Annotated in this window: 24 protein-coding genes; 14 read left to right on the top strand and 10 right to left on the bottom strand. The window is 68.8% G+C overall.

Translation table 11 applies throughout. The annotated features are described in order from the left end of the window. Window positions 1-23: 23 nt before the first annotated feature. Entirely contained in the window at window positions 24-983 is a 960-nt protein-coding gene (locus tag AB0I34_RS02740) for a cation diffusion facilitator family transporter (protein WP_360438249.1), read from the top strand. On the opposite strand, the gene AB0I34_RS02735 is transcribed toward AB0I34_RS02740, so the two are convergent. Next, entirely contained in the window at window positions 980-1,339 is a 360-nt protein-coding gene (locus AB0I34_RS02735; protein ID WP_131516767.1) for a MerR family transcriptional regulator, read from the bottom strand. The genes AB0I34_RS02740 and AB0I34_RS02735 overlap by 4 nt on opposite strands. A 121-nt stretch (window positions 1,340-1,460) precedes the next feature. On the opposite strand from AB0I34_RS02735, the gene ahcY reads away from it, so the two are divergent. After that, window positions 1,461-2,897 (top strand): adenosylhomocysteinase, encoded by a 1,437-nt coding sequence (ahcY, locus tag AB0I34_RS02730; protein ID WP_360438245.1) that lies wholly within the window; start codon window positions 1,461-1,463, stop codon window positions 2,895-2,897. A gap of 58 nt (window positions 2,898-2,955) precedes the next feature. On the opposite strand, the gene AB0I34_RS02725 is transcribed toward ahcY, so the two are convergent. Further along, window positions 2,956-3,891: an RDD family protein gene (locus tag AB0I34_RS02725; RefSeq protein ID WP_360438242.1), complete on the bottom strand. Its 936-nt coding sequence runs from the start codon at window positions 3,889-3,891 to the stop codon at window positions 2,956-2,958. A gap of 80 nt (window positions 3,892-3,971) precedes the next feature. On the opposite strand from AB0I34_RS02725, the gene AB0I34_RS02720 reads away from it, so the two are divergent. Together AB0I34_RS02720 and AB0I34_RS02715 are read left to right on the top strand one after the other, a co-directional pair. Continuing rightward, a complete protein-coding gene (locus tag AB0I34_RS02720; protein ID WP_360438239.1) occupies window positions 3,972-4,967 on the top strand; it encodes a stage II sporulation protein M in 996 nt (331 codons plus the stop codon). Window positions 4,968-4,994: 27 nt separating this feature from the next. After that, window positions 4,995-5,762, top strand: coding sequence for a DUF1206 domain-containing protein (locus tag AB0I34_RS02715; RefSeq protein WP_360438237.1), 768 nt, complete (start codon window positions 4,995-4,997; stop codon window positions 5,760-5,762). Between the two features lie 84 nt (window positions 5,763-5,846). Here the strand turns inward: AB0I34_RS02715 and AB0I34_RS02710 are convergent, their stop codons facing one another. Genes AB0I34_RS02710 through AB0I34_RS02700 form a run of 3 tightly spaced genes read right to left on the bottom strand, consistent with a single transcriptional unit; the run spans window position 5,847 to window position 8,940 of the window. After that, window positions 5,847-7,436, bottom strand: coding sequence for an ABC transporter permease (locus AB0I34_RS02710; protein ID WP_360438234.1), 1,590 nt, complete (start codon window positions 7,434-7,436; stop codon window positions 5,847-5,849). Further along, complete coding sequence (locus tag AB0I34_RS02705) at window positions 7,433-8,329, bottom strand: ABC transporter ATP-binding protein (RefSeq protein ID WP_360438231.1); 897 nt, start codon at window positions 8,327-8,329, stop codon at window positions 7,433-7,435. Before AB0I34_RS02705 ends, AB0I34_RS02710 begins: the two co-directional genes overlap by 4 nt. Before the next feature lie 2 nt (window positions 8,330-8,331). Next, window positions 8,332-8,940: a helix-turn-helix domain-containing protein gene (locus AB0I34_RS02700; protein WP_360438228.1), complete on the bottom strand. Its 609-nt coding sequence runs from the start codon at window positions 8,938-8,940 to the stop codon at window positions 8,332-8,334. A gap of 176 nt (window positions 8,941-9,116) precedes the next feature. On the opposite strand from AB0I34_RS02700, the gene AB0I34_RS02695 reads away from it, so the two are divergent. The 7 genes from AB0I34_RS02695 (at window position 9,117) to AB0I34_RS02665 (ending at window position 16,096) form a co-directional block, all read left to right on the top strand. Continuing rightward, window positions 9,117-10,913 carry an ABC transporter substrate-binding protein gene (locus AB0I34_RS02695; protein ID WP_360438225.1) on the top strand — a complete coding sequence of 599 codons (1,797 nt, stop codon included), beginning with the start codon at window positions 9,117-9,119 and terminating at the stop codon, window positions 10,911-10,913. Then, complete coding sequence (locus tag AB0I34_RS02690; protein ID WP_360438222.1) at window positions 10,910-11,941, top strand: ABC transporter permease; 1,032 nt, start codon at window positions 10,910-10,912, stop codon at window positions 11,939-11,941. The genes AB0I34_RS02695 and AB0I34_RS02690 overlap by 4 nt, the downstream gene beginning before the upstream one ends. Next, window positions 11,938-12,822 (top strand): ABC transporter permease, encoded by an 885-nt coding sequence (locus AB0I34_RS02685; protein WP_360438219.1) that lies wholly within the window; start codon window positions 11,938-11,940, stop codon window positions 12,820-12,822. The genes AB0I34_RS02690 and AB0I34_RS02685 overlap by 4 nt, the downstream gene beginning before the upstream one ends. Further along, window positions 12,822-13,790, top strand: a complete 969-nt coding sequence (locus AB0I34_RS02680; RefSeq protein ID WP_360438217.1) for an ABC transporter ATP-binding protein — start codon at window positions 12,822-12,824, stop codon at window positions 13,788-13,790. Before AB0I34_RS02685 ends, AB0I34_RS02680 begins: the two co-directional genes overlap by 1 nt. After that, entirely contained in the window at window positions 13,774-14,721 is a 948-nt protein-coding gene (locus tag AB0I34_RS02675) for an ABC transporter ATP-binding protein (RefSeq protein ID WP_360438214.1), read from the top strand. Before AB0I34_RS02680 ends, AB0I34_RS02675 begins: the two co-directional genes overlap by 17 nt. A gap of 224 nt (window positions 14,722-14,945) precedes the next feature. Beyond that, a complete protein-coding gene (locus AB0I34_RS02670) occupies window positions 14,946-15,281 on the top strand; it encodes a metalloregulator ArsR/SmtB family transcription factor (RefSeq protein ID WP_360438211.1) in 336 nt (111 codons plus the stop codon). Beyond that, the gene (locus AB0I34_RS02665) at window positions 15,278-16,096 is read left to right on the top strand and encodes a VOC family protein (protein WP_360438208.1); all 819 of its coding nucleotides are present in this window, start codon (window positions 15,278-15,280) and stop codon (window positions 16,094-16,096) included. Before AB0I34_RS02670 ends, AB0I34_RS02665 begins: the two co-directional genes overlap by 4 nt. 10 nt (window positions 16,097-16,106) lie before the next feature. Here AB0I34_RS02665 and AB0I34_RS02660 read toward each other — a convergent pair whose 3' ends face one another. The 5 genes from AB0I34_RS02660 to AB0I34_RS02640 are packed head-to-tail and all read right to left on the bottom strand — an operon-like array spanning window position 16,107 to window position 21,173. Then, window positions 16,107-17,399 carry a DUF58 domain-containing protein gene (locus AB0I34_RS02660; RefSeq protein WP_360438206.1) on the bottom strand — a complete coding sequence of 431 codons (1,293 nt, stop codon included), beginning with the start codon at window positions 17,397-17,399 and terminating at the stop codon, window positions 16,107-16,109. 3 nt (window positions 17,400-17,402) lie between these two features. After that, window positions 17,403-18,374: a MoxR family ATPase gene (locus AB0I34_RS02655; RefSeq protein WP_360438203.1), complete on the bottom strand. Its 972-nt coding sequence runs from the start codon at window positions 18,372-18,374 to the stop codon at window positions 17,403-17,405. Further along, the gene (locus AB0I34_RS02650; protein WP_360438200.1) at window positions 18,371-19,513 is read right to left on the bottom strand and encodes a DUF4350 domain-containing protein; all 1,143 of its coding nucleotides are present in this window, start codon (window positions 19,511-19,513) and stop codon (window positions 18,371-18,373) included. Before AB0I34_RS02650 ends, AB0I34_RS02655 begins: the two co-directional genes overlap by 4 nt. Further along, window positions 19,510-20,148, bottom strand: a complete 639-nt coding sequence (locus AB0I34_RS02645; RefSeq protein ID WP_360438197.1) for a DUF4129 domain-containing protein — start codon at window positions 20,146-20,148, stop codon at window positions 19,510-19,512. The genes AB0I34_RS02650 and AB0I34_RS02645 overlap by 4 nt, the downstream gene beginning before the upstream one ends. Continuing rightward, a complete protein-coding gene (locus AB0I34_RS02640; RefSeq protein ID WP_360438194.1) occupies window positions 20,145-21,173 on the bottom strand; it encodes a hypothetical protein in 1,029 nt (342 codons plus the stop codon). The genes AB0I34_RS02645 and AB0I34_RS02640 overlap by 4 nt, the downstream gene beginning before the upstream one ends. A 249-nt stretch (window positions 21,174-21,422) precedes the next feature. Here AB0I34_RS02640 and mtrA point away from each other — a divergent pair, with 249 nt between their 5' ends. From mtrA to AB0I34_RS02625, 3 genes are all read left to right on the top strand, one after another. Further along, complete coding sequence (mtrA, locus tag AB0I34_RS02635) at window positions 21,423-22,100, top strand: MtrAB system response regulator MtrA (protein ID WP_360439112.1); 678 nt, start codon at window positions 21,423-21,425, stop codon at window positions 22,098-22,100. Window positions 22,101-22,204: 104 nt separating this feature from the next. Next, entirely contained in the window at window positions 22,205-23,878 is a 1,674-nt protein-coding gene (gene mtrB / locus AB0I34_RS02630; protein WP_360439109.1) for an MtrAB system histidine kinase MtrB, read from the top strand. Next, complete coding sequence (locus AB0I34_RS02625; protein ID WP_360438191.1) at window positions 23,875-25,659, top strand: LpqB family beta-propeller domain-containing protein; 1,785 nt, start codon at window positions 23,875-23,877, stop codon at window positions 25,657-25,659. The genes mtrB and AB0I34_RS02625 overlap by 4 nt, the downstream gene beginning before the upstream one ends. Window positions 25,660-25,690: the final 31 nt, after the last annotated feature.

The raw sequence follows: 25,690 nt of genomic DNA, 5'->3' as shown, positions 1-25,690 counted from the left end.
ACCATACGGAGGACCTGGAGAACATGGCTGGTGGCGGTAACAAGGCCGTGGTGGCGGCATTGCTGGCGAACACCGGGATTGCGGTCACCAAGTTCGCCGCCTGGGCCCTGACCCAGTCGGCCTCGATGCTGGCCGAGGCGATCCACTCGCTCGCCGACGCCGGCAACCAGGTGCTGCTGCTGGTCGGCGCCAACCGGGCCAAGCGGGAGGCCGACGACCTGCACCAGTTCGGGTTCGGCCGCGAGCGCTACGTCTACTCGTTCATCGTCGCGATCGTGCTGTTCAGCGTCGGCGGCCTGTTCGCGTTGTACGAGGGCTGGCACAAGGTGCACGATCCGCACCCGATCGACAACTGGAAGTGGGTGCCGGTCGCGGTGCTGCTGGTCGCGATCGTGATGGAATCGCTGTCGTTCCGGACCGCGATCGTCGAGGCGAACAAGCTGCGTGGGCACGTGTCCTGGACCAGGTTCGTCCGCAACGCCCGGGCGCCCGAGCTGCCGGTGATTCTGCTGGAGGACTTCGCCGCCCTGACCGGTCTGGTGCTGGCGCTGATCGGCGTCACCCTGACGCTTGCCACCGGCAACGGTGTGTTCGACGGCCTGGGTTCGATGGCGATCGGCGCGCTGCTGGTCTGTGTGGCGATCTTCCTGGCGATCGAGATGAAGTCGCTGCTGCTCGGCGAGTCCGCGACCCGCGAGGCACAGCAGAAGATCGTCGACGCGATCGAGAACACGTCCGGCGTCCAGCGGCTGATCCACATCAAGACCCTGCACCTCGGCCCGGAGGAGGTCCTGGTCGCCGCCAAGCTCGGCGTCGAGCCTACCGCCGACGCCGCGGTCGTGGCCGAGACCATCGACGCCGCCGAACGCGCCATCCGCGCGGCCGAGCCGATGGCCGTCCACATCTACCTCGAGCCCGATGTCTACGAGGAGAACCACGTCCCCGACGAGCGCCCCGCCGTCCCCGAGGCGCCGTCGCACTAACGCGGTTTCGGCGGGAGGACGCCGGAGCGGCCGAGCCAGCGCAGCGCGCGGTCGCGGTCGATCTGGGACTGGGTCGGCGGTGTGGTGAGCCGTCCGGTGCGGTAGCCGAGGTTGCGGATGTCGGCCGCGACGGACGGTTCGGCCAGGGCCCTGAGGGCGAACGCCAGCGCCGCCGGCGTCACGTCGTACCGGCGTTCGAGGTCCAGGGCGAGCTGGACGGCCGCGAGGTCGCGGTCGTCGTACTGGCGTTGTGCGGTCTGCCCGGAGCGTGAGCGGGGAAGCAGGCCGAGGGCCTCCCGGTACCGGAGCATCCGGGGGGTCGTGCCCAGTCGCTTGGCGGCCTCGGTGATGCGCATGGGGACAATCTTGACATTTCGGTGTTAGAAACGCGCCACAGGCGATCAATCGGTAGGGTACGGGCCTCTAGGCTCTGGCACGCAGGAAGCAAATCAACAGTCTTCAGGGGAGCGCAACGGTATGACGTTCGAGTACAAGGTGGCGGACCTCGGTCTGGCCGAGTTCGGCCGCAAGGAGATCCGGCTGGCGGAGCACGAGATGCCCGGCCTGATGGCGATGCGCGCGCAGTACGGCGACAGCAAGCCGCTGTCCGGCGCGCGGATCATGGGCTCGCTGCACATGACGATCCAGACCGCGGTGCTGATCGAGACGCTGACGGCGCTCGGCGCCGAGGTGCGGTGGGTCTCCTGCAACATCTTCTCCACCCAGGACCACGCGGCCGCCGCGGTCGTCGTCGGCCCGGACGGTTCGGCCGACGCCCCCGCCGGTGTCCCGGTGTTCGCCTGGAAGGGCGAGACGCTGGAGGAGTACTGGTGGTGCACCGAGCAGGCCCTGAAGTGGCCCGGTGAAGAAGGCCCGAACATGATCCTGGACGACGGCGGCGACGCCACCATGCTCGTCCACAAGGGCACCGAGTTCGAGAAGGCCGGCGCCGTACCGGACCCGTCGACCGCGGACTCCGAGGAGTACGCCGTCGTGCTGTCGGTGCTGACCCGCACGCTGACCGAGGACCCGCAGCTGTGGACCACCATCGGCCAGGGCATCAAGGGTGTCACCGAGGAGACCACCACCGGCGTGCACCGGCTGTACGAGATGCACAAGGCCGGCGCGCTGCTGTTCCCGGCGATCAACGTGAACGACTCGGTGACCAAGTCGAAGTTCGACAACAAGTACGGCTGCCGGCACTCGCTCATCGACGGCATCAACCGCGCCACCGACGTACTCATCGGCGGCAAGGTCGCGGTCGTCTGCGGGTACGGCGACGTCGGCAAGGGCTGTGCGGAGTCGCTGCGCGGCCAGGGCGCCCGGGTGATCGTCACCGAGATCGACCCGATCTGCGCGCTGCAGGCGGCGATGGACGGCTACCAGGTGACCACCCTGGACGACGTGGTCGGGATGGCCGACATCTTCGTCACCACCACCGGCAACAAGGACGTCATCACCGCCGACCACATGGCCGCGATGAAGCACCAGGCGATCGTCGGCAACATCGGCCACTTCGACAACGAGATCGACATGGCCGGCCTGTACAAGGTGCCGGGCATCGAGCGGGTCAACATCAAGCCGCAGGTCGACGAGTTCCGCTTCGCCGACGGGCACACGATCATCATCTTGTCCGAGGGCCGCCTGCTGAACCTCGGCAACGCGACCGGCCACCCGTCGTTCGTGATGTCGAACTCGTTCACCAACCAGGTGCTGGCCCAGATCGAGCTGTTCGTGAAGACGGCCGACTACCCGACCGAGGTGTACGTGCTGCCCAAGCACCTCGACGAGATGGTCGCCCGCCTCCACCTCGACGCCCTCGGCGTCAAGCTGACCGAGCTCTCCAAGGAGCAGGCCAGCTACCTGGGTGTTCCGGTCGAGGGCCCGTACAAGGCCGAGCACTACCGCTACTGATCCCCCCACCCCCACGAAGGGCGCCCCGCCACCCGGCGGGGCGCCTTTTCGTTGTTGGCTAGGACCACTCGTTGCTGCCAGGCGCTGCCCAGCCTTGGGCGTTGACTGCAGCGGGACGCACATCCAGGACCGGCCGGGGTACGGCGAAGGGGCCGGGTGGAGCCGGTGCCGGCGGGGGCAGGACGCCGTACGGGCTGGGTGGGGCGTAAGGCGCGAAGGGACCGGTGTGGGCCGGGCGGGCGGTTGCCAGGCGGTTCAGCTCCCGGCGCCGGCGTTCGGCCAGTACGGCGGACAGGTACGCCGGAGCGATGAGCGGCACCGGTGGCGCGGGTGCGGTGACCTGGCTGACGCGGTAGGCCAGCGCGTCACCCAGTGCGATCCGGGCGTCCGGCTGTAGTTCGGTGAAGCGCCCGAGGTAGTCCCGGGCGGTGTTGGCGAGCTCGTCGGACAGTCGGGACAGCTCCAGCGACTGCGCCCACTGCACCAGATGGCCGGCCACGAACAGCGGCGGCGACGTCATCGGCTGGTGCCGTTCGCGGATCACCACGGTGCCCGAGACCATGTCGCCGATCCGCTTGCCCTGCTTGTTCATCAGGCTCGCCACGATGCCCGGGCAGGCCGCGAACCACGGCGCGAAGTCGACGAAGAACCAGAACAGCGTCCGCACGAGCGCGTGCCGGAACCGGATCGAGCTGCCGTCGTCGCGGACCACCTTGAGCCCGAGCACCATCTTGCCCAGGGTGCGGCCGCGGGTCAGCGTCTCCATCACCACCCGGTAGCCGACCGCGACCAGCAGGATGACGATGAAGATCAGCGACACCGCGAGCGCCTCGCTCGCATCCCCACCGATCAGGAAGCCGGTCAGCAGCGAGATCAGGACGCTCAGCACGATGAGCTGCAGGATCACGTCGATCGCACACGCCAGCGCCCGCGTCGGCATCCGCGCGATCCGCACCTGGAGGACGACTGCCTCCCCGGTGACCAGCTGAGACACTCCGTCGCCCCCTCCCTGTCCCGACACCCTGTCGAGCTAGTCTGCCAGCGCAAGGAGCCAGTCAGGGGAGGAGGTGCGCTGTGGACGTCGAGGCGTTCGTCTCGGTGCACCAGCCGCAGTGGGACCGGCTGGCCTATCTCACCCGTCGTCAGCGGCGTCTGAGCGGTGCTGAGGCCGAGGAGCTGGTCACGCTGTACCAGCGTGTCGGCACGCACCTGGCCGCGCTCCGGGCCGCCGGCGCCGACCCGGTCTCCATCGGGCGGCTGTCCGGCCTGATCGCGGACGCCCGTGGTGCCGTCACCGGCGCGCAAGCACCCGTCTGGCGCGACATCTCGAAGTACTTCCTGGTCAGCTTCCCGGCCGCGCTGTACGCGTCCAGACGCTGGTGGGTCACGATCGGCCTGATCTTCTACGTCGTCGTGGCCTGGTCGGCCTGGCGGATCATCGCCCACCCCGAGGTGGTCGACTCCATCGGTACGCCGGACCAGATCCAGCAACTCGTCGACCACGACTTCGAGTCGTACTACTCGGAGAACCCGGCCCGGGACTTCGCGCTGCGGGTCTGGATCAACAACGCGACCATCAGTGCCGCGGTGCTCGCGCTCGGCATCTTCCTGATCCCGTCCGTCTTCATCCTCTGGGACAACGCGCTCAACCTCGGCGTCAGCGCCGGGCTGATGATCAGCCACGACCGGGGCGGCCTGTTCTTCAGCCTGATCACGCCGCACGGCCTGCTCGAGCTGACCACGGTCTTCGTCGCCACCGCGGCCGGTCTCCGGCTCGGCTGGTCCTGGATCGTGCCCGGCCCGCGCACCCGGATGCAGGCACTCGCCCAGACCGGCCGCGCGACGGTTGGGATGGCCATCGGCCTGGCCGCGATCCTGCTGGTCACCGGTGTGATCGAAGCGTTCGTCACACCGTTCCTGCCAGGCCCGGTCCGGATCACGATCGGCATCCTGGCCGAGCTCGGTTTCTTCGTGTACGTCTGGACCCTCGGCCGCCGCGCCGCCCGCTCCGGCGAGTACGGTGACATCGACGAAGCCGACCGCGAAGCCACCGCGCCCGTCTCCGCCTGACCGTTTGCCCATGGGCACCGGAGTTGGGTGAAGACTGCCCAAGAAGTCCGGACGCACCAGTGGTACGGCGTCGCGATCACCGTCGGGTTGATCGCGTACGGCGTCGTGTACCTGCTGATCGCGTGGATCGCACTGCAACTCGCCTGGGGCAAGTCGTCGGAGGAGGCGTCCCAGCAGGGCGCACTCCAGGAACTGGCCGGCAAACCGCTCGGCGGCGTACTGCTGTGGATCGTCGCGATCGGCCTGTTCGCGCTGGTGATCTGGCGTGCCCTCGACGTCGCGTACGGCGATCTGGACCTCTCGCACACCGTGTCGGCGGTCGGGCGCGCGATCGTCTGCCTGGTGCTCGGAGCGAGCGCGGTCAAGGTCGCGATCGGCTCGGGCGGCTCCAGCTCCGGTCAGCAGCGCACCTTCAGCGCCCGGCTGATGGCGAACGACGGCGGCCGGGTGCTGATCATCGCGATCGGCATCGGCATCGTGGCCGTCGGCGTACACCAGCTGTACAAGGCGGTGACGAAGAAGTTCACCGAGGACCTGGTCGGCGGAGTCTCCGACACGACCATCCTGCTCGGCCGGATCGGGTACGCCGCCAAGGGCATCGCGTTCGTGATCGTCGGCATCCTGTTCGCCTGGGCCGCGATCGACTACGACCCGCAGAAGGCCGGCGGCCTCGACACCGCGCTCCGCACGGTCAAGGACCAGCCCTTCGGTCCGGTCCTGCTGACCGTTCTCGCCCTCGGCCTGGCCGCCTTCGCCCTCTACGCGTTCGTCTGGTCCCGCAACGCCCGCAAGTGATCAGCCGCGGGTTAGGCCGGCTCGGCTTCGATGACTCTCTGGTGCGCTCTCATGCCGGACACCGGTCCCCGGTTCCTCGGCGAACTAGCCGATCGGTACGTCGCGGCGCCTCCAGCCGACCAGGCCGATGAATCCGACGACGACCGTGATCGCCAGCAGGACGATCAGCGGGGTTGCGGACAGCGAACCGCCGGGGAGGCGGGGGAGGTGGGTGAACGGGGAGATGTCATTCAGCCAGTCGGCGAGTTGGACGCCGGCGTTGGTGAAGCCGATCAGGATGCAGATGCCGGGACCGGCCCACGCCGCCGGGGAGATGCGCGGGAACAGGCCGAAGATCGCGAGGGCGATCGCAGCCAGCAGCCACACGGCGGGCAGTTGACCCAGGGACGCACCGATCAGCCGGGGAATCTGCTTTCCGACCTCGTCAACGGCCAGCCCGTACGCGAGCCCTGCGGTGAGCCCGGAGGCGAACAGCGCCAGCGCCGGACCGAGCACCCCGAACAGCAGGTGACTCGCGGCCCACCGCAGCCGGCCGGTCGCGGTGGCGAGCACCGGCTCGGCCCGTCCACTCGTCTCCTCTGCCCGCAACCGCAGCGTCGCCTGGACGGCGTACGCGGACGCGATCAGCCCGAGGATCGTCATCACCCCGGCGAAGAACGAGTCGATCAACCCGGCCGAACCACCGAGCCGCTCGAACATCTCCTTGGCCTTGGGTTCGTCACGCAGGATGTCGCCGACCCCTTCGGCCACACCGCCGAACAGCAAGCCCAGCAAGGCGAATCCGATCGTCCACGCCGCCAGCAGTCCGCGATGCAACCGCCACGCCAGTCCCAACGGCGAACCCAGTTTGCCCTCGGCCGGTCCCAATCGGGCCGGCAACAGTCCGGCCCCGACGTCTCGCCGTACGGCGAGATTGATGGCGACGGCAACGAGTCCGGCGGTTGCCGCGAGCATCACCACGGCCAGCCACCAGCGGTTCCCGCCGTACGGGTGGATGCGTTGCGCCCAGGCGATCGGCGACAACCAGGACAGCCAGGCCAAGGGGCCGTCCGTGTGCGCGCTCGTGTCGCCCGCGGCCCGTAGTACATACGCCGCTCCGAGCACGCTGATCGCGATGCCCCTGGACGTTCCGGCGTTCGCGGACAGCTGCGCGGCGACAGCACCGACCGCGGCGAAGAACCAGCCGGTGGTGGCGAATTCGGCGCCGATGGCAACGGATCCGGACCACGGCAGGTCCTGGCTGTGCATGCCCAGGGCAAGCAGTACGGCGAGTACCAGGTTCGCACCGAACGCCGACAGCAGGGCGGCCGCGAGTCCTGCGTGCCGGCCGACCACACTCGAGCCGAGCAGCTCGCTGCGGCCGGTCTCCTCCTCGACGCGAGTGTGCCGGATCACCGTGAGCAGGCTGATCAGCCCGACCATCACGGGCACGAAGCCGAGTCGCCAGGTGACGAACTCACCGAGACTCGTCCCGGACAGTTCGCCGTACAAGGTGATGAAGCCGGCGTTGTTCGCGTAGTCGAGGCGCGACTGCGCGGTCGGGAACAGGTCGCCGTACTGCTTGACGTAGCTCATCGGGATCGCACACAGCACCACGATCCAGATCGGCAGGATGATCCGGTCCCGGCGCAGGATCAGCCGGATCAGACCGCCGGTGCCGGCGAGGGTCTTCATTTCGCCGCCTCCGGTTCGTACAGGCGCAGGAACAGCTCCTCCAGCGACGGCGGCTGGCTGACCAGACTCCGTACGCCGATCTCCGTGAGCCGGCGCAGTACCGGGTTGATCTCGTCGGTGTCGACGTCGAACCGGACCAGGCCGTCCTCGACGCGGAGGTCGTGGATGCCGTCGAGCTGGGCGAGGCCGTTCATCGCGCCGACCAGCTCGGCCCGGATCGATGTCCGGGTCAGGTGCCGCAGCTCGGACAGCGTGCCGCTCTCGACGGCGCGGCCGGCCCGGATGATCGTGACCCGATCGCAGAGTGCCTCGACCTCGGACAGGATGTGGCTGGACAGCAGGACCGTCCGGCCATCTCGGTCACTGACCTCCTGGACGACCTCGCGGAACACCTCCTCCATCAACGGGTCCAGGCCCGAGGTGGGCTCGTCGAGCAGCAGCAGTTCGACGTCGGAGGCCAGCGCCGCGACCAGTGCGACCTTCTGCCGATTGCCCTTCGAATAGGTGCGGGCCTTCTTGCGCGGGTCGAGGTCGAACCGCTCGAGCAGATCCGCCTTGCGCTTCTTGTCCAGCCCGCCGCGCATCCGGCCGAGCAGGTCGATCGCTTCGCCGCCGGACAGGTTCGGCCACAGCGTCACATCGCCCGGGACATAGGCGAGCCGCTTGTGCAGCTCGGTGGCGTCCGACCACGGGTCGCTGTCCAGCAGCCGTGCGGTGCCGGAGCTTGCCCGGGTCATCCCGAGCAGGATCCGGATCGTGGTGGTCTTCCCCGCGCCGTTGGGGCCGAGGAAGCCGTGCACCTCACCGGTTCGCACCGTGAGGTCGAGGCCGTCCAGAGCGCGGGTTCGCCCGAATGTCTTGACCAGACCTTCCGTGCTGATCGCAGCCGGCATGATCAGTTCTCCTCAGATTTCTTCCGTAGTTGTTCGGCTTGTTCTTCGGTGATCAGGGGGATGGTGAAGACCTCCATCAGCCCCTGGCCGATCCGGGCGTACCCGGCCGGCGTGGTGATGTCCTCGCCCAGCGCCTTCGAGACCTGGTCGCGGAAGACGAAGACGCTCAGCTTGATCGCGGCCATCGCCGCCGCGTAGGCCCGGCGGTCGGTGGGGTGGATGCCGTAGGCGGTGGACCACTCCTCGATGCTGTCGACGGCGCCGAGGAACAGCGCGGCCGCGGTCTCCGAGCCGTCCATCATCGAGCGGACCAGGTACAGCTGCAGCGGGAACACCCGGGGATGCAGGGTTGCCGGGTCGAGGGCGGCGACTCCACCCGCATCGGTGAGCTCCTCGCCGACCTCCAGCATCCGTTCCTTCGCGTACCGGTCGCAGGCGTCGCGCAGCGCCTCCTTCGACCCGAAGTGATGCCGCACCAGCCCCGACGAGACGCCGGCCTCGGCCGCGATGTCGCGGATGCTCGCGCCCTCGATGCCGCGCTCGCCGAACAGGCGGATGGCCGCGTCCCGGATCCGGGCTCGCGCGGTCAGGTCGTCGATCCGACGGTCCATGGTGCTCCTCTCGCTACACGCAAGAGCAAACTCCTACACGAGCGTGTAGTCAAGTGGAAAATGATTACGACTTCTGGAAACAGATCTGTGACAAAATTCCGCATCTCGTTGACAGGAGAGCGCTTGCTGGTGTGGTTTCGTCACCAAACCAACACGCAGGGTGGAAGGTGGGGCGGATGAGGAAGCTGTTCGCGGCGATCGCGGCGCTGGGTCTGCTGGTGGTGTCTCCCGGTACGGCGCAGGCCGCCGAGCCGGCGAAGAAGGTCGTGAAGGTCGGGGTCACCCAGTCGGTCGACTCGATGAATCCGTTCCTGGCCGTGCGGCTGGTGACCGGGGCGATCCAGCGGTTGATGTACGGCTTCCTGACCGTGCCGGACTCGAAGACGCTGCAGCCCAGCCCGGATCTGGCCGAGTCCTGGAAGACGTCGCCGGACGGGCTGACCTGGACCTTCACGATCCGGCAGGCGAAGTGGACCGACGGGCAGCCGATCACCGCCGACGACGCGGCCTGGACGTTCAACAAGATGATCACCGACGACGCCGCCAAGTTCGGCAACGGTCCGGCGGTGGCCAACTTCGCGAGCGTGACCGCGAACGGCCAGGAGTTGACGATCAAGCTCAAGACTCCGCAGGCGTCGATGCTGGACAACCCGGTCCCGATCATGCCCAAGCACATCTGGGAGAAGGTCAAGGACATCTCGAAGTACGAGGCCGACGAGTTCCCGACCGTCGGCAGTGGCCCGTACAAGGCGGTGGAGTACAAGAAGGACCAGTTCGTCCGGCTCGAGGCGAACCCGGACTACTGGCGCGGCCGGCCGAAGATCGACGAACTGCAGGTGATCTTCTACGACAACCCCGCCGCCTCGATCGTCGGTCTGAAGAAGGGCGACATCGACCTGATCGGCCGGCTGAACCCGCCGGACTTCGAGGCGCTCAAGGGCGACGGCAACATCGTCCAGTGGAACACCCAGGGCCGGCGGGCGTCGTACCTGCAGATCAACCACGGCGCGACCACCACCGACAACAAGCCGATCGGTGACGGGCACCCGGCACTGAAGGACGTGCGGGTGCGGACCGCGTTGCACTACGCGATCGACAAGCAGAAGCTGGTCGACGAGGTGCAGAACGGGCTGGCCAAGCCGGCCGACGGCTCGATCGTCCCGCCCCTGTACAAGGACTTCTTCTGGGAGGCCAGTGGCGGCGAGAAGGTGACGTACGACGTTGCCAAGGCCAACAAGATCCTCGACGACGCGGGATACAAGAAGGGGCCGGACGGCATCCGGACGATGCCGGACGGGTCGCGCAAGCTGCAGTTCCGGTTCAGCATCCACACCGACACCCCGATCGAGGACAAGCTGGCCGAGTACCTGACCGGCTGGTTCAAGGAGATCGGCATCGGCCTGAGCACCAAGCGGCTCGACTCCACCAAGTTCACCGAGGAGACGGGCGTCACTGCGCTGTTCGACATCGCGATCAGCGGCTGGTCGGTCAACCCGGACCCGGAGGAGGTCCTCGGCACGCACCTGTGCAGCCGGCGTCCGACCGCGTCCGGCGAGGGCGGCGGTACCGAGTCGTTCTACTGCGACCCGCAGTACGAGGACCTCTACCTGCAGCAGCAGAAGGAGCTCGACCGGCCGAAGCGCGCCGCGATCATCAAGAAGATGGAGGAGCGGCTGTACACCGATGCTCCGGTGATCGCGCTCTACTACCCGAACGACCTCGAGGGCTACCGCAAGGACCGGATCGCCAGCATCACGCCGATCCCGGAGGACAACGGCCTGCTGTACGGCGGCAGCGGCTACTGGCCGTTCTACACGGTCGACACGGTCACGGCGGACGGTGGTGAAGACGGCATCGGCGGCGGGGAGCTCGCCGGCATCATCGGTGGCGTCGCTGGTGGTGCCGTGGTGGTTGCCCTGGGCGCCTTCGTGATGATGCGGCGCCGCCAGGACGTCGCCGACGAGCGCGAATGACGGTCACCCAGCCGGCCGTGGAGGCTCTGGAGGAGAGCCCGGCCCGCTACGGTCTGCTCCGGTACGCGGCGGCCAAGGCGGGCGGGGCCCTGCTCAGCATCGCGATGGTGATCGTCGCGACGTTCTTCCTGTTCCGGTTGCTGCCCGGCGATCCGGTGCGGGCACTCGCCCAGGGCCGCAACATGACACCGGAGCAACTCGACCTGGAACGGGCCCGGCTCGGTCTGGACAAGTCGATCCCCGAGCAGTTCGTGCATTTCGTCAAGCAGACGCTGCAGTTCGACCTCGGGACCTCCTACGAATACAAGCGGCCGGTGATCGACCTGATCGGGGAGCGGATCGGCTCGACACTGCTGCTCACGGGTACGGCGCTGGTGATGGCGGTCAGCCTCGGGATCTGGCAGGGAGCCCGGGCCGGGTGGAAGCCGGGCAGCCGGTTCGACAAGTTCTCCACCGCGGTCTCGCTGGTGCTGTGGTCGGTGCCGACGTTCTGGCTCGGGCTCCTGCTGCTGATGGTGTTCGCGGCCGGCATCGGTCCGATCCCCGGCGTCTTCCCGACCCGCGGTATCTCCAGCGTGGATGCGCCGGACGGGTTCGGGTACGTGCTCGACGTCGCGCAGCACATGGTGTTGCCCTGCCTGACCATGGTCGCGGTCGTGTATGCGCAATACCTGCTGGTGATGCGGTCGTCTGTGCTGGACGAGGTCGGGCAGGACTACATCACCACAGCGCGCGCGAAGGGGTTGCGTGACGACGACATCCGGCGGAGGCACGCCGTACCGAACGCGTTGCTGCCGACCGTGACGCTGGTGTTCATGCGGATCGGGTTCGTGGTCGGCGGCGCGGTGACGGTCGAGGCGATCTTCAGTTGGCCGGGGCTCGGGCAGTTGTTCTACGACGCGATCCGGGTGCCGGACTTCACGCTGATGCAGGGCACGTTCCTGTTGATCACGGTGTCGGTGATCGTGATGAACACGCTGGCGGACGTCGTCTACCACGTCCTTGACCCGAGGGTGAGGTCGGCATGAGCAGCGTGACGTGGGTCCGGCGGCAGCGGGCGTTGCGGCGGTTCTGGTCTGAGTTCCGCATGCACAGGGCCGGAATGGTGGGGCTTGCCATCCTTCTGGTCGCCGTGGTGCTCGCGCTGATCGCGCCGCTGTTCATCGACGCCGGCGTGACGAACGTGGTCAGCGGGACCCGCGAGAAGATGGCCCCGCCGAGTATCGACGACCCGCTCGGGACCGACGAGTCCGGGCGGTCCGTGCTGCTGATGATCTGGTGGGGATCGCGGACCTCGCTGCTGATCGGGTTCCTGGCCGCGCTGCTCAGCATGGTGATCGGGACCGTGTTCGGTATCACGGCCGGGCACTTCCGGGGCTGGATCGGCGCGATCATCCTGCGCATCACCGACTGGTTCCTGGTGCTGCCGTCGCTGGTCACCGCGCTGGTGCTGGCCGCGATCCTCGGCGGCAGTACGGCGACCATCATCGTCGCGATCGGCGTGACGTCGTGGCCGTCGACGGCCCGGCTGATCCGGGCGCAGACGCTGGCGGTGGAGGCGCGGCCGTACATCGAACGGTCGCTCGCTCTCGGCGCCGGTCACTGGCACATCACCACCCGGCACGTGCTGCCGAACGTCGCACCGTTGCTGCTGGCAAGTACGACGCTGGAGGTGGCGAGCGCGATCGTGACCGAGTCCACGCTGGCGTTTCTCGGTGTCAGCGCGAACAAGACCTCGTGGGGGACGATGTTGCGCGGCTCGTACGACTGGGGTGCGGCCACCGCGGGAGCGTGGTGGTACATCCTGTTGCCGGGTCTGTGCATCGTGCTCGTGGTGATGGCATTCACCTTGTGTGGAAGGGCTTTGGAGTCCGTACTCAATCCCCGGCTGCGGACGAGGGCGGCGTGATGAGCCTGCTCGAGTTGGACGAGGTGTCCGTCACGTATCGCATTGCCACCGGCGACGTTCCCGCCGTACGCGGAGTGTCGTTGTCGCTGGAGGCGGGGGAGGCTGTCGGGCTGGCAGGTGAGTCGGGATCCGGCAAGTCGTCGGTGGCGATGGCGTTGCTGCGGTTGTTGCCGCGGTCGGCGCGGGTCGAGGGGCGGATCCTGCTGGGCGGCGAGGACGTGCTGGCGATGAAGTGGGGCCGGCTGCGCGCGGTTCGCTGGTCGGAGGCGTCGATCGTGTTCCAGGGTGCGCAGCACGGGCTGAACCCGGTGCAGCGGATCGGAGATCAGATCGCCGAGCCGTTGCTCGTGCACAGACTGGCGACACCGGCTGAGGCCTCGCTGAGGGTGCGGGAGTTGCTCGAACAGGTCGGGCTGCCGGCCTGGCGGACGAAGAGCTATCCGCACGAGCTGAGTGGTGGCCAACGGCAACGAGTGATGATCGCGATGGCGCTGGCCTGTTCGCCGCGGCTGATCATCGCCGATGAGCCGACGACTGCCCTGGACCTGATGGTGCAGGCGCAGGTGTTGACGTTGATCCGGAAGTTGATCGCCGAGCACGACATCTCGCTGCTGATGATCTCGCATGACCTGTCCGTGCTGGCTGAGGTGTGCGACCGGCTGGCGATCATGTACGCCGGTCGGCTGGTCGAGGCGGGTCCGTCGTCAGGGGATTTCCGGCACCCGTACAGCCAGGCGCTGGCGGCGGCCTTCCCGACAGTGGGTGACCCGAAGTCGCGGCTCGCGCCGCGCGGGCTGGCCGGCGATCCGCCGGATCCGCAACAGCTGCCCGGCGGATGTGCGTTCCATCCGCGCTGCCCGGTTGCTCTGGACGACTGCTCGACGGCTGCCGTCGACCTGCGCCCGGCTGGTCCCGGACGGACGGCCGCGTGTCTGCTCGTGGGGAGGGATCTTGCTAGAGGCAACTGATGTGAAGGTGGAGTTCGCCGGCCGTGGTGGTCGACGGGCCCGGGCCGTGGATGGGGTCAACCTGTCCGTCGCGCCGGGCGAGATCGTCGCGCTCGTGGGCGAATCCGGGTGCGGCAAAACGACACTCGCCCGTACCTTGCTCGGCCTTGAACGCCCGACGGCCGGCCAGGTCTCGTACGACGGGACGCCGCTGAGCTATACGGGACGTCGGCTGCGCGCGTTCCGGCGGCAGGTGCAGTTGGTGTTGCAGGATCCGATGGGGTCGCTCAACCCGCGGCAGACCGTGTACGAGGCGGTCGCCGAGGGTCCGCGGATCCACGGGCTGCCGGACGAGGAGACGGTCGTCGCGGAGGCGTTGTCGCGGGCGGGTCTGCGGCCGCCGGAACGGTTCTTCCTGCGCTATCCGCACGAACTGTCGGGCGGTCAGCGGCAGCGCGTGGTGATCGCTGGTGCGCTGGCGCTGAGTCCCAAGGTGCTGATCGCCGACGAGCCGGTCGCGTCGCTGGACGCCTCGGTGCGGGGCGAGATCCTGTCGCTGCTGCTCCGGCTCCGGGACGACCTGGGCCTGGCCGCGCTCGTCGTCACGCACGACCTGGGTCTCGCCTGGAACATCGCGGACCGGGTCGCCGTCATGTACCTCGGCCGCATCGTCGAGTCCGGCCCTGCCGAGGACGTCCTGACCAATCCCCAGCACCCCTACACGCAGGCCCTCCTATCGGTCCTGCCTGAGTCCCCGGAACGCATCGTCCTCACCGGCGAGCCCCCCGACCCCACCCGAATCCCCACCGGCTGCCGCTTCCACCCCCGCTGCCAACTAGCAGCCACCCCCCAAGCCGCCTCCGCCTGCCAAACCACCACCCTCCCCATCCTCCCCGCTACCAACACCCCCCAAGTCGCCTGCCACCTGGCCCCCGTACGCGTGTCCACCTAACCCACCCCGCCGCTCCCACCGGCGCCACGACAGCTGGCTCGATCTCGGGTGAAGCGTGCAGTTCGACAGGTAGTGCGCCTCCGAGACGCCGTACACGGGGTGCGGGGTGCGCTCAGGTGCACTACGACTGCGCCGGCACTACCTGTCGATATGCACACCCACCCCTCAGCCGATAGTCCTTCCAGCTGTTGACAATAGTTAACGAGAAGTAGAACTATTGCCACATGCTGGAAGATCAGGTCGATCGGTTCTTCGAGGTGCTGGCCGATCCGACCCGGCGGCAGGTGGTTCGGCTGCTGGGCGACGGACCACAGCGAGCCGGGCAACTCGCCACAGCGACCGGCTCGTCGTCGCCGGCGATGAGCCGCCACCTGCGCATCCTCCTGGCGGCCGGTCTGGTCGCCGACGAACGCGGTCCCGACGACGCCCGAGTCCGGATCTTCCGCCTCAACCCGGAGCCCGTCGTCGCCGTCCAGGCCTGGCTCGACCAGGTCCAAGCCCACTGGCGAGACCAACTCACCTCGTTCAAACGCCACGTCGAGCAGAAGGAGTCATCGTGACGCAGGAATCTGTGAAGCCGTCGGCTACGGCTTCGGTTGAGGTTGCGGCTGATCCGGCGACCGCGTTCCGGGTGTTCACCGAGGAGATCGATCTGTGGTGGTTGCGGAGTCCGATCAACTTCTGGGATTCCGGCCGGGTGATCGCGATGCGGTTGGAGCCGGGCGTCGGCGGGCGCATCCTGGAGGTCTACCGGACCGAGCCGGAGGACGCGCTCGAGCTCGGCACCATCACGGTCTGGGAGCCGGGCGAGTTGCTCGCGTACCGCAGTTCGGTGGACGACACCGAGACGAGGGTCAGCTTCGCCGCGATCGACGGTGGTACTCGCGTGACCGTCGTACAGTCGCTGGTCGAGGGCGGCGACAAGGCCTTCTACTTCTGGCCGAACGTGATCCGCTGGATTCCCGCCTGGGTCGCCCGCCGCGACACCGCGCAGCAGACCCCGCGTGAGCTCGACCGGCTCGCCATCGGCTTGTACTACGAGGATCCGGCCGCCGCGGCCCGTTGGCTGCACACGGTCTTCGGCCTCGACTCCTGGGACACGATCCCCGCGGAGGGCGAGCACCCGTCCTGGATCGAGCTGCACGTCGGCTCCGCCGCGGTCCTCCTCTTCAAGCGCACCGACCAGGCCGCACCGGCAGCCGATCACGACGTCTGGGTGTACGTCGACGACCTCGACGCGCACTTCGCCCACGCTCAGTCCAACGGCGCCAAGATCCTGTCGGACATCCACCAGTACGGCTACCGCTCGTACGACGCCGAAGACCTCGAAGGCCACCACTGGACCTTCATCCAAGCCCGCCCAACCCAGCTGTGAGCGCGCGGTATTACAGGCGGCCGGCCTTCTTCAGGGAGAGGTAGGTGTCGGCTAGGGCGGGGGCTATGGATTCGGGGTTTTCGTCGAGGACGGTGACGCCGGCTCTGGTGAGGACGGCGGTCACGCGTTCGCGGTCGAGGCGGGTGCGGGCGGCGGAGGCGGCGCCGTAGACCTCGAGCAGGTCGGAGCGGGTGGACTCGAGCTCGGTGAGACGCGGGTCGGCGACCGAGGCCAGGACGATGACGTGGCGGCGCAGCAGTGGGCCGATCACCGGGAGGAGGGACTCCTCGATCACCGCCGGGTCCAAGCCGGTCAGCAGTACGACGAGGGAACGCTGGCCGAGCCGTTCGAGCACCTGCGAGACGACGACGCGGAAATCGGTCTGGACGAGCTCGGCCTCCACGTTCGCCAACGCGTTCACGAACGACGGCAGCACGTCCTCCGGCGCGGGACGTCGTACGTCGGCCCGGACCGCGGAATCGCAAGCCAGTAAGGAAACCCGGTCTCCGGCCCGGGTCGCGAGCGCGGCCAGCAGGAGCGCGGCGTCCATCGCGTGGTCGAGCCGGGGTGCGTCGCCGACCCGTCCGGCCGACATCCGGCCGGAGTCGATCACGATGGCGACCTGGCGATCGCGCTCCGGCCGCCAGGTCCGCAGTACGACGTTGCCGCGACGGGCCGTGGCGCGCCAGTCGATGCTGCGTACGTCGTCACCCGGCACATAGTCCCGCAGCGAGTCGAACTCGGTGCCCTGACCCCGCACCAGCAACGCGGTCCGCCCGTCCAGCTCCCGCAACCGGGCCAGCCGCGACGGCAGGTGCTTGCGACTCTTGAACGGCGGCAGCGCCCGCACTGTCCACGGCACCCGGTGCGACCCCTGCCGGCCCGCGAAACCCAGCGGACCGATCGATCTGATCGTCACCCGATCCGCCTGCCGGTCCCCGCGCCGCGTCGGCAGCAGATTGGTCGTCAGCCGTCGCCGCTCGCCATGCGGCAGGTTCAACTTGTGTGGCGGGTCCAGTACGCCGGCTGACGGCGGCCACGCATCACGCAGCAGTCCACGCACCCGGCGGCCGGGGTTGGCCACCAGCAGGTTCACCGCAGCGTACTCACCCAGCCGTACGGCGGTGTCGCCCTCGCGGCTCAGCTGGAGTCGCCGAGGCGAACCGGCCAGCAGCATGTCCACCACGCACACCAGGACAACGACCAGGATCACCAGGCCGACGCCACCCCAGCTCGGCATCGCCAGAGCGACGAAGAGGACTCCGGCTGCGGCCAGCAGCGCCGCCCTGTAGGTGAGCACCATGAGCTATCGGGGGACCGGCACGGTCGCCAGGACGCTCTCCAGCACCGCGTCCGCGCTGACACCTTCGAGCTCGGCCTCCGGGCGCACCTGCACCCGATGCCGAAGGCAAGGACGTGCCATCGCCTTCACATCGTCCGGAATCACGTAGTCCCGGCCGGACAGCCACGCCCACGCCCTGGACACGGCCAGCAGGGCAGTAGCGCCTCGCGGCGACACCCCGAGCTGCAGTGACGGCGACTGCCGCGTCGCCCGGCACAGATCCACGACGTACGCGAGCACGTCCTCCCGGACCGCGACCCGGCGTACGGCGGCCTGACCGGCGGCGAGGTCCTCCGGCCCAGCCACCGGACGCAGACCGGCCGCGGCCAGGTCACGCGGGTCGAAGCCTTGCGCGTGCCGGGCGAGTACGGCGATCTCCGCGTCCCGCGGCGGGATGTCGAGCGTGACCTTCAGCAGGAACCGGTCCAACTGGGCCTCGGGCAGCGGGTACGTGCCCTCGTACTCGATCGGGTTCTGCGTCGCGGCGACGACGAACGGCACCGGCAGCATCCGCGGCACGCCGTCGACGGTGACCTGCCGCTCCTCCATTGCCTCCAGCAACGCCGCCTGGGTCTTCGGTGGAGTCCGGTTGATCTCGTCGGCCAGCATGATGTTGGTGAACACCGGACCCGGCCGGAACTCGAACTCGCTGCTCTTCGCGTCGTACACGAGCGATCCGGTCACGTCACCGGGCATCAGGTCCGGCGTGAACTGCACCCGCTTGGTGTCCAGCCGCATCGCCATCGACAAGGCGCGCACCATCAGCGTCTTCGCCGTACCGGGCACGCCCTCCAGCAGCACGTGGCCGCGGCAGAGCAGGGCGAGTACCAGTGCGGTCACAGCGGTGTCCTGGCCGACCACCGCCTTGCCGATCTCGGTCCGCAGCGCGACCAGCGCCCGCCTGGCCTGGTCGGCGCTGACCTCGGTAGTCGTCACGGGTGTCGTACCTCCTGCGTCAGTACGTCGAGTTCATGGGACAAGGACATCAGAGCGGCGTCGCTGAGCGGCGGGAGGCCGTAGAGGAGTTCGTACAGCATGGCCGGGTCCCGGCCGGTGCGGGCCGCCACTGTCGCCACGACGGCCGACGGATCGGCGCGCCGGGGGATGCCATGGGCCTTGTGGAGCTTGCCGAGCGCCGACTCGCGCAGTGCGGCCGCAGCGCGGTCTCTGGCTCGTGAGCGTCGATACAGCCGCGCCCGGCCCTCTGTGGTCTCGGCGGCGTGCACGATGACGGGCAGCCGCTCCGCGACGACCGGTCCGAGCCGTCGGCCCCGCCACAACGCCACTACGAGTACGGCGAACGCCAACGCCCACCCGATGTAGCGGATGTCCGGAGGGACCAGGGGAGGGCTGTCTTCGTCGTCGTCGGCGAACCCGCTGGACTCCCACTGCGGCAGGTACCAGGTCAGCTCCCGGTCGGTGCCGATCAGGTTGAGAGCCAGGGCCGCGTTGCCTTCTTCTGCGAGCTGCTCGTTGGTGAACGTGCGGGTCGTGCCCACGACGTCGACAATCCGGCCGTTCGACTCCACCCGGATCACGGTGTTGTTGATGCCGTCGCCGTAGCACGCCTGCGCGCCGTCCGGTGCGGAGTACGTCGAGCCGCCGACGGTCACCGTGCCGGCCTTCACCGCCGCCGGCAGATCGCAGTCCGGCTCACGGCTGTCCGAGGACAGGATCTGTCCGTTGTCCTCCACCCCCGGGGCCAGGATCTCCAGCGCTCTGGTGCCGGGACGGATCAGGATCACATGGCTCCAGCCGGCGTCGGCGATCCGCTGCCAGTCGTCGCGGTCGAGCTGGCCCTCCGGGCCGATGAGCAGCGTCTTGCCGCTGCCCGCCTGGACCGCGTCGTCCAGTACGTCGGTGCCGGTCACCTTCACGCCGTGGTTGCCCAGCAGCGTCGCAAGCGCCCGCGCTCCCTCCGGCTCGGTGGAGTCCGGACTGAACGGGCCCGAGGTCCGTGCGGTCGTGGCGATCAGTACGACGATTGCCGCCAGCACGATCACCCCGGTCACGAGCAGCGGCGTCCGCAGCGCCCGCCAACTCTCCCCAGCACTCCGCCCAACCGCGGTACTCATCCACTCACCATGACCCGAGCAGTTCGGGCCGCGTCGTCGGCGACGACGACTGCGGCGTACCGCTCCGGTGTGCCCGGACGGTTGCCGTAGACAACCTCGGTGAACGCGAGCGCAGCCGGCTGCAGTGGCTCCCGCAACGCCGGTGTGGCGCGTCCGGCGTCAGCGACCACCTCGTACGCCGTCCGCCCGGCGCGATCGTCCAGAATCGTGCGCTCGGTCAGCTCTGCCACGCAGGCGCGGAAGCGGCTGCGGATCGCGTGGGTGTAGTCCCCGGACGCAGCCTCCCGCTCCGCCTGAGCCCGGTACTCGGCCGCTGTGCGCGGTCTGGAGGTGTCGAAGACGGTCTGCTTCTCCCGATGACTGGTCCGGAGTACGCCGGCCCGCCACAGCACCACGACGACGATGAGCGCGAGCAGGACGATCAGCATGACCAGACCGGCGTGGCCGTTGGGGGAGGAACCACTGAGGCTGTCCAGCATGTCACCGATCCACTGCATGACCCTGTTGAGCGCCTTCTCGATCAGAGAACCGCCGGACTGCCGGTACGCCGACTTCGACAACTCCTCGGCCGCCTCGGCAGCCGCTTGGTCCCGGCCGATGTCCACCGGGGGCTCCTCGAGGAACACGGGGATCACGCAGTACCTCCTGGCCGCAGGACCGGACGCATCCAGAGGTCGAGGCCTTCCCGCCGGACCCGCAGATCCAGGTAGATCAGGGCCTGGACGGCGGACATGAAGGCCAAACTGGCGATCAGTGTCATCGCAGTCGCCACGCCTGCCGCCACACCGATCACCACAGCGGCCACCGTCGCGCCTGTGCCGTCGCTGCTGTCGGCCCAGGAGCCGACCGTGAGGACCAGCGTGGTGACCCCGAACTGCAAGGCGTACCCGACGATGTTGACCACCAGACCGGCGAACAGCAGGATGCCGAACACCCGCCAGAACTTGCCCCTCACCAGCCGCCAGGACCGCTTCAGCGAACCCCAGATCCCCACCCTGACAGGGATGTAGAGGCCGATGTCTGGTGCGTGCCGGCCCTCCATCAGTACGACGGTTCCGGCCAGCACCAGGCGGATGCCGAAGATCAGCACGAGCACAGCGCCGACCAGCATCAGCACCACGGCCACCGCACCGGCCACGTCGGAGGAGATTGCCGCGTCCGTGCCGGCGCCGATACCGAACACCGCCAGACCCCAACCGGCGATCAGGATGACGAACGAGAGCGACTGGATCAGCCCGACAGCCGCCAGAGCGGGCAGTGACGGCCGGACCAGCCGCAGCAGCTCGCGCGGGCCGACCCGGTGTGCGAGCTGGCTCCGCACGGCAGCGAGGGCGATGATCCCGGCCATCATGCTCGACACCACGGTGAACAGCACCAGCTGGACGCCGTACGTGAGCAGCAATGCCGCACCGGCCTGCTGGAACGGGTCATCGGACCCGAAGAACCCACCCAGACCCCCAGGTACGGCGACCTCCGTCAGCACGGCCTGGACCGCGATCAGTGCGATCGCCGCGAGGACCGGGAGGCCCAGCATGATCGTCTTGTTGTCGGAGATGGTCCGGGCCGCGTTGTCGAGCAGGTCCGCGGGCAGCCACGGTCGCAGCGGCTCCGTCGCCGTACCCTCGTGCAGCGTGATGTCGCCGGCCGTCTGCTTGGCCACCGTCCACCTCCCGTCCCCGCTGAACCGTCGGCCGCACACCGACGTGTGATTCTCCAGAGGCTTGTCCCCAGAGTTGTCTTGGACACCCGCAGTGCACCATGATCACAGCCCAACTCGGGGTCACTCGGCGATCCGGCGTGTGCACTACCGGGGGAATGGGACACTATCCGTAGTGCGTACGGTCAGCATCCGCTGGGCGCACAACGATCGGACGGCAAGGAGCAGGGCGTGGCAGAAGGCAACCGGACGATGAGGGGCCGAGTTCTCATCGTCGACGACGACACAGCGTTGTCGGAGATGCTCAGCATCGTGCTGCGCAACGAGGGTTATGACACCTATCTGTGCGCAACCGGTGACAAAGCGGTACCAGGGTTCCGGGAGTTCAAACCGGACCTGGTGCTGCTCGACCTGATGCTGCCGGGCATGGACGGGATCGACGTCTGCCGGGCGATCCGGGCCGAGTCCGGCGTACCGATCGTGATGCTGACGGCCAAGAGCGACACCGTCGACGTCGTGCTGGGCCTGGAGTCCGGTGCCGACGACTACGTGGTCAAGCCGTTCAAGCCGAAGGAGCTGGTGGCCCGGATCCGGGCCCGGCTGCGCCGGATGGACGAGCCCGGGCCGGAGTCGCTGACCATCGGCGACCTCACCATCGACGTGGCCGGGCACTCGGTGAAGCGGGCCGGGGAGACCATCCAGCTGACTCCACTGGAGTTCGACCTGCTGGTCTGCCTGGCCTCCAAGCCCTGGCAGGTGTTCACCCGCGAGGTGCTGCTGGAGCAGGTCTGGGGCTACCGGCACGCGGCCGACACCCGGCTGGTCAACGTGCACGTGCAGCGGCTGCGCTCCAAGATCGAGAAGGACCCTGAGCACCCGGAGATCGTGGTCACGGTCCGCGGTGTCGGCTACAAGGCGGGTGCGGACTGATCGAGTACGGACGCGACCCGGAGTCGCAGGCTGTCGCGGACGCCCCGGCAACGACGCCGGGGCCGGAGCAGCAGCCGGCCCTGCCCGAGCAGGACAGGGCCGAGATCCGCGGCACGGAGCTGGAGCTGACCGCCGCCGCGGCTGATTGGCCTGCCTACCCGCAGCCGCTGTGGCGGACGCATCCCAAGCACTGGCCGGACATCTGGCGCCGGTCCATCCAGGCCCGGATCGTCACCGGCACCCTGCTGATGTCGACCGTCGTACTGCTCCTGGTCGGCTGGGTGATGATGAGCCAGGTCACCGACGGTGTGCTGGAGTCTCGTCGTGGCAGCGCGCAGGCGGAAGCGCGGGCGCAGCTGAGCTCGCTGTCCAACACCATCAACGCCGCCGACCCCACCACGATCAACCAGCAGCTGTCCGCGCTGGTCCTCGGCACCAACCGCCCCGGCCTGTACGACGTCCTGCTCGTGCCGACCGACACGGCCACCTCGAACGCGATCCGCTACACCGGACTGGTCGACAGCGACTCCATCCCGCCTGCGCTGGCGTCCTCGGTGATGAGCGACGACTCCAAGCTGTGGGACACCTACACGCTGATCAACTACCGCGACGGGCCCAGCGTCCCCGGTCTGGTGATGGGCTCGCAGCTCCGGGTGAACTCCACCGGCGACCGGTACTCCGTCTACTTCCTCTTCCCGCTCACCGCACAGCAGGAGACGCTCGACGTCGTCCAGCGAGCGCTGGTCACTGCCGGCCTGCTGCTGGTCGTGCTGCTCGGTGCGGTGGCGTGGCTGGTCACTCGTCAGGTCGTCACCCCGGTCCGGATGGCGCGGCGGATCGCGGAGCGGCTGGCCGCGGGCAAGCTCGAGGAGCGGATGCAGGTCCGCGGCACCGACGACCTGGCCCGGCTGGCGGTCTCCTTCAACAAGATGGCGAGCAACCTGCAGCGGCAGATCCGGCGGCTCGAGGAGCTGTCCCGGCTGCAGCGCCGGTTCGTCTCCGACGTCTCGCACGAGCTGCGGACCCCGCTGACCACGGTCCGGATGGCCGCCGACCTGCTGCACGAGAGCCGGGACCAGTTCGACCCGATCAGCCGTCGCTCGGTCGAACTGCTGCAGAACGAGCTCAACCGGTTCGAGGAGCTGCTCGCCGACCTGCTGGAGATCAGCAGGTTCGACGCCGGGGCGGCCGCCTTGGACCTGGAGGACGTGGACCTGCGCGACATCGTCAACCGCGTGCTCGAGAACCACGAGACCCTGCTCCGTCGCAAGGGCTGTGAGGTGCAGCTGGACATGCCGGAGCCGTGCCGCGCGCAGGTGGACGCCCGCCGGATCGAGCGGATCCTGCGGAACCTGATCGGCAACGCCATCGAGCACAGCGAGGGCCTGCCGATCCGGATCAGCACCGCGCACGACGAGGACTCGGCCGCCGTCGCGGTCCGCGACCACGGTGTCGGTTTCCGGGCCGAAGAGGCCGAGATGGTGTTCAGCCGGTTCTGGCGGGCCGACCCGGCCCGTGCCCGGACCACCGGCGGGACCGGCCTCGGTCTGTCGATCGCGCTGGAGGACGCGCGGCTCCATGGTGGCCGGCTGGACGCCTGGGGTTCACCGGGCGAAGGCGCCTACTTCCGCCTCACCCTGCCGCGCCGGCCCGACGTGACGCTGTCCGGATCGCCGTTGCCGGCCCGCCCCGCCGACGCCAGCCGGGTGGTCTCCGACAAGTCGCTGGTCGACGTCGGAGCGCCGTACCAGAAGCTGACGGGTGGTGAGGAGCGGTGAGGCGCAGACTGCTCGGCGCCGTGCTGGCGCTGACGTTGCTGGTCACCGGGTGCGCGACCGTCCCGACCCAGGGGAACATCCGCCAGGGCAGCCGGGAGGGGTTGACCCAGGGCGGGATCGGGGTCGGCGTCGAGGCGAAGCCGCCGCGGGACAACCTCACCGAGCTGGAGCTGGTGAACGGGTTCCTGGAGGCGATGTCGGACACGCGGGCCTTTGACGTCGCCCGGCAGTACATGACGGCCGACGCGGCCGCGGCCTGGAAGCCCGAGACGCAGACGATCGTCTACGACCAGCGCCCCGGATCACTGTCGCCGCAACCAGGCGGTGGCGTGAAGCTGACCGCCCGGAAGATCGCGACCGTCGACGAACGGGGCGAGTGGATCCCGGCGGCGCCGGGCGCCGACCGGGCCGACTTCTTGTTCAAGGTCGCGAAGGTCGACGGCCAGCTGCGGGTCGCTTCGGTACCGCCCGGGGTCTACCTGGGCAGCAACCAGGTGGACCTCAAGCTGGCCCCGCGCGATCTGTACTTCTTCAACCCCGGCCGGGAGTTGCTGGTCCCGGACCCGGTCTACCTGTCGGTGAACCAGTCCCAGGGCCAGGCCGCGACGCAGCTGATCCAGGAGCTGTTGAAGGGCCCGACCAAGAGCCTCGGCAACGGCGTCGTGTCGCTGGCCCCGCCAGGCACCGAGGTGCAGGTGTCCGTCCCGGTCGAGTTCGGCGTCGCCACGGTGGCGCTGAACGATACGGCGGCCGCGCTGCGGGACCAGGACCGCCGGCTGCTCGCCGCCCAGATCGTCTGGACGCTCAACCAGATCAACCTCCGGACCCGGATCACGGTCGGCGGCGCACCGCTGCTTCCGGACGATCCCGACGTACTGCCGTTCAGCAACTTCAGCCAGTACGACCCCTCCATCCCCGGGGGCGCGATGACCACGCTGTACGGCCTGCGGCAGGGCCGGGTGCAGCGCGTCGAAGGGCTGGACGGAGCGTCCGACATCGCCGCCCGGCCACTGGACTCCAGCCTGCTGCACGGGCAGATCGCCGAGTCGTTCGCAGTGAACCTGCGTGGCGACTCCGGCGCGATCGTGACCACCATCGACGGCGAGAAGGTCGTCGCCTACGGTCCGCTGGACAACACCGACAACAGCGACAAGACCGACGACCTTCTCCGCATCAAGACCCTGGGCACGGTGCTGCGGCCGAGCTACGACAACGACGACAACCTGTGGATCCTGGACCGGGCCGACAAGGCGACGACGCCGCGGCTGCGGGTCCGCAACCGGGACGGGAAGCTCACCGCCGTGACGGTCAACTTCCGCGGTGACACCCCGCTGGTGCTGCGGATGGCGCCGGACGGTGTCCGGGCGCTGCTGGTGATGCGGTCCAAGGCCACCGGCAAGCCGTACGTCGAGACCGGGGCGATCCAGACCGGGCCCGACGGTAAGCAGCTGCTGCTCGGCAGCCTCCGCAAGCTCGAGCTGGCACTCACCGACATCACCGACGCGGCCTGGAACAAGCAAGGCGTCCTCGTCGCCGGGGCGTCGGGCAACGCCGACCGCGCGCCGTGGCTGGTCAACCCCGACGGTTCCAAGCTCCAGTTGCTGCCCGGTGCGTCCACCGACTTCATCACCCAGCGGCTGGCCTCGAACCCGAACAAGGACACGCTGCCCGCGGTCGAGGACGTCGACGGGCACGTGCACTGGCAGACCCGCGACCTGACGTGGACCGCCATGGAGGACGACGCGAACGCCATACCGTTCATTCCGGTCTACCCGGGCTGACGGAGATATCCACAGGCCTGGGCCGGGGTGG

This window comes from Kribbella sp. NPDC050281 (assembly GCF_040655855.1).
Classification (GTDB): Bacteria; Actinomycetota; Actinomycetes; order Propionibacteriales; family Kribbellaceae; genus Kribbella.
The sequence above is the reverse complement of the archived record's forward strand: the minus strand, read 5'-3'. Positions and strand labels throughout refer to the sequence as shown.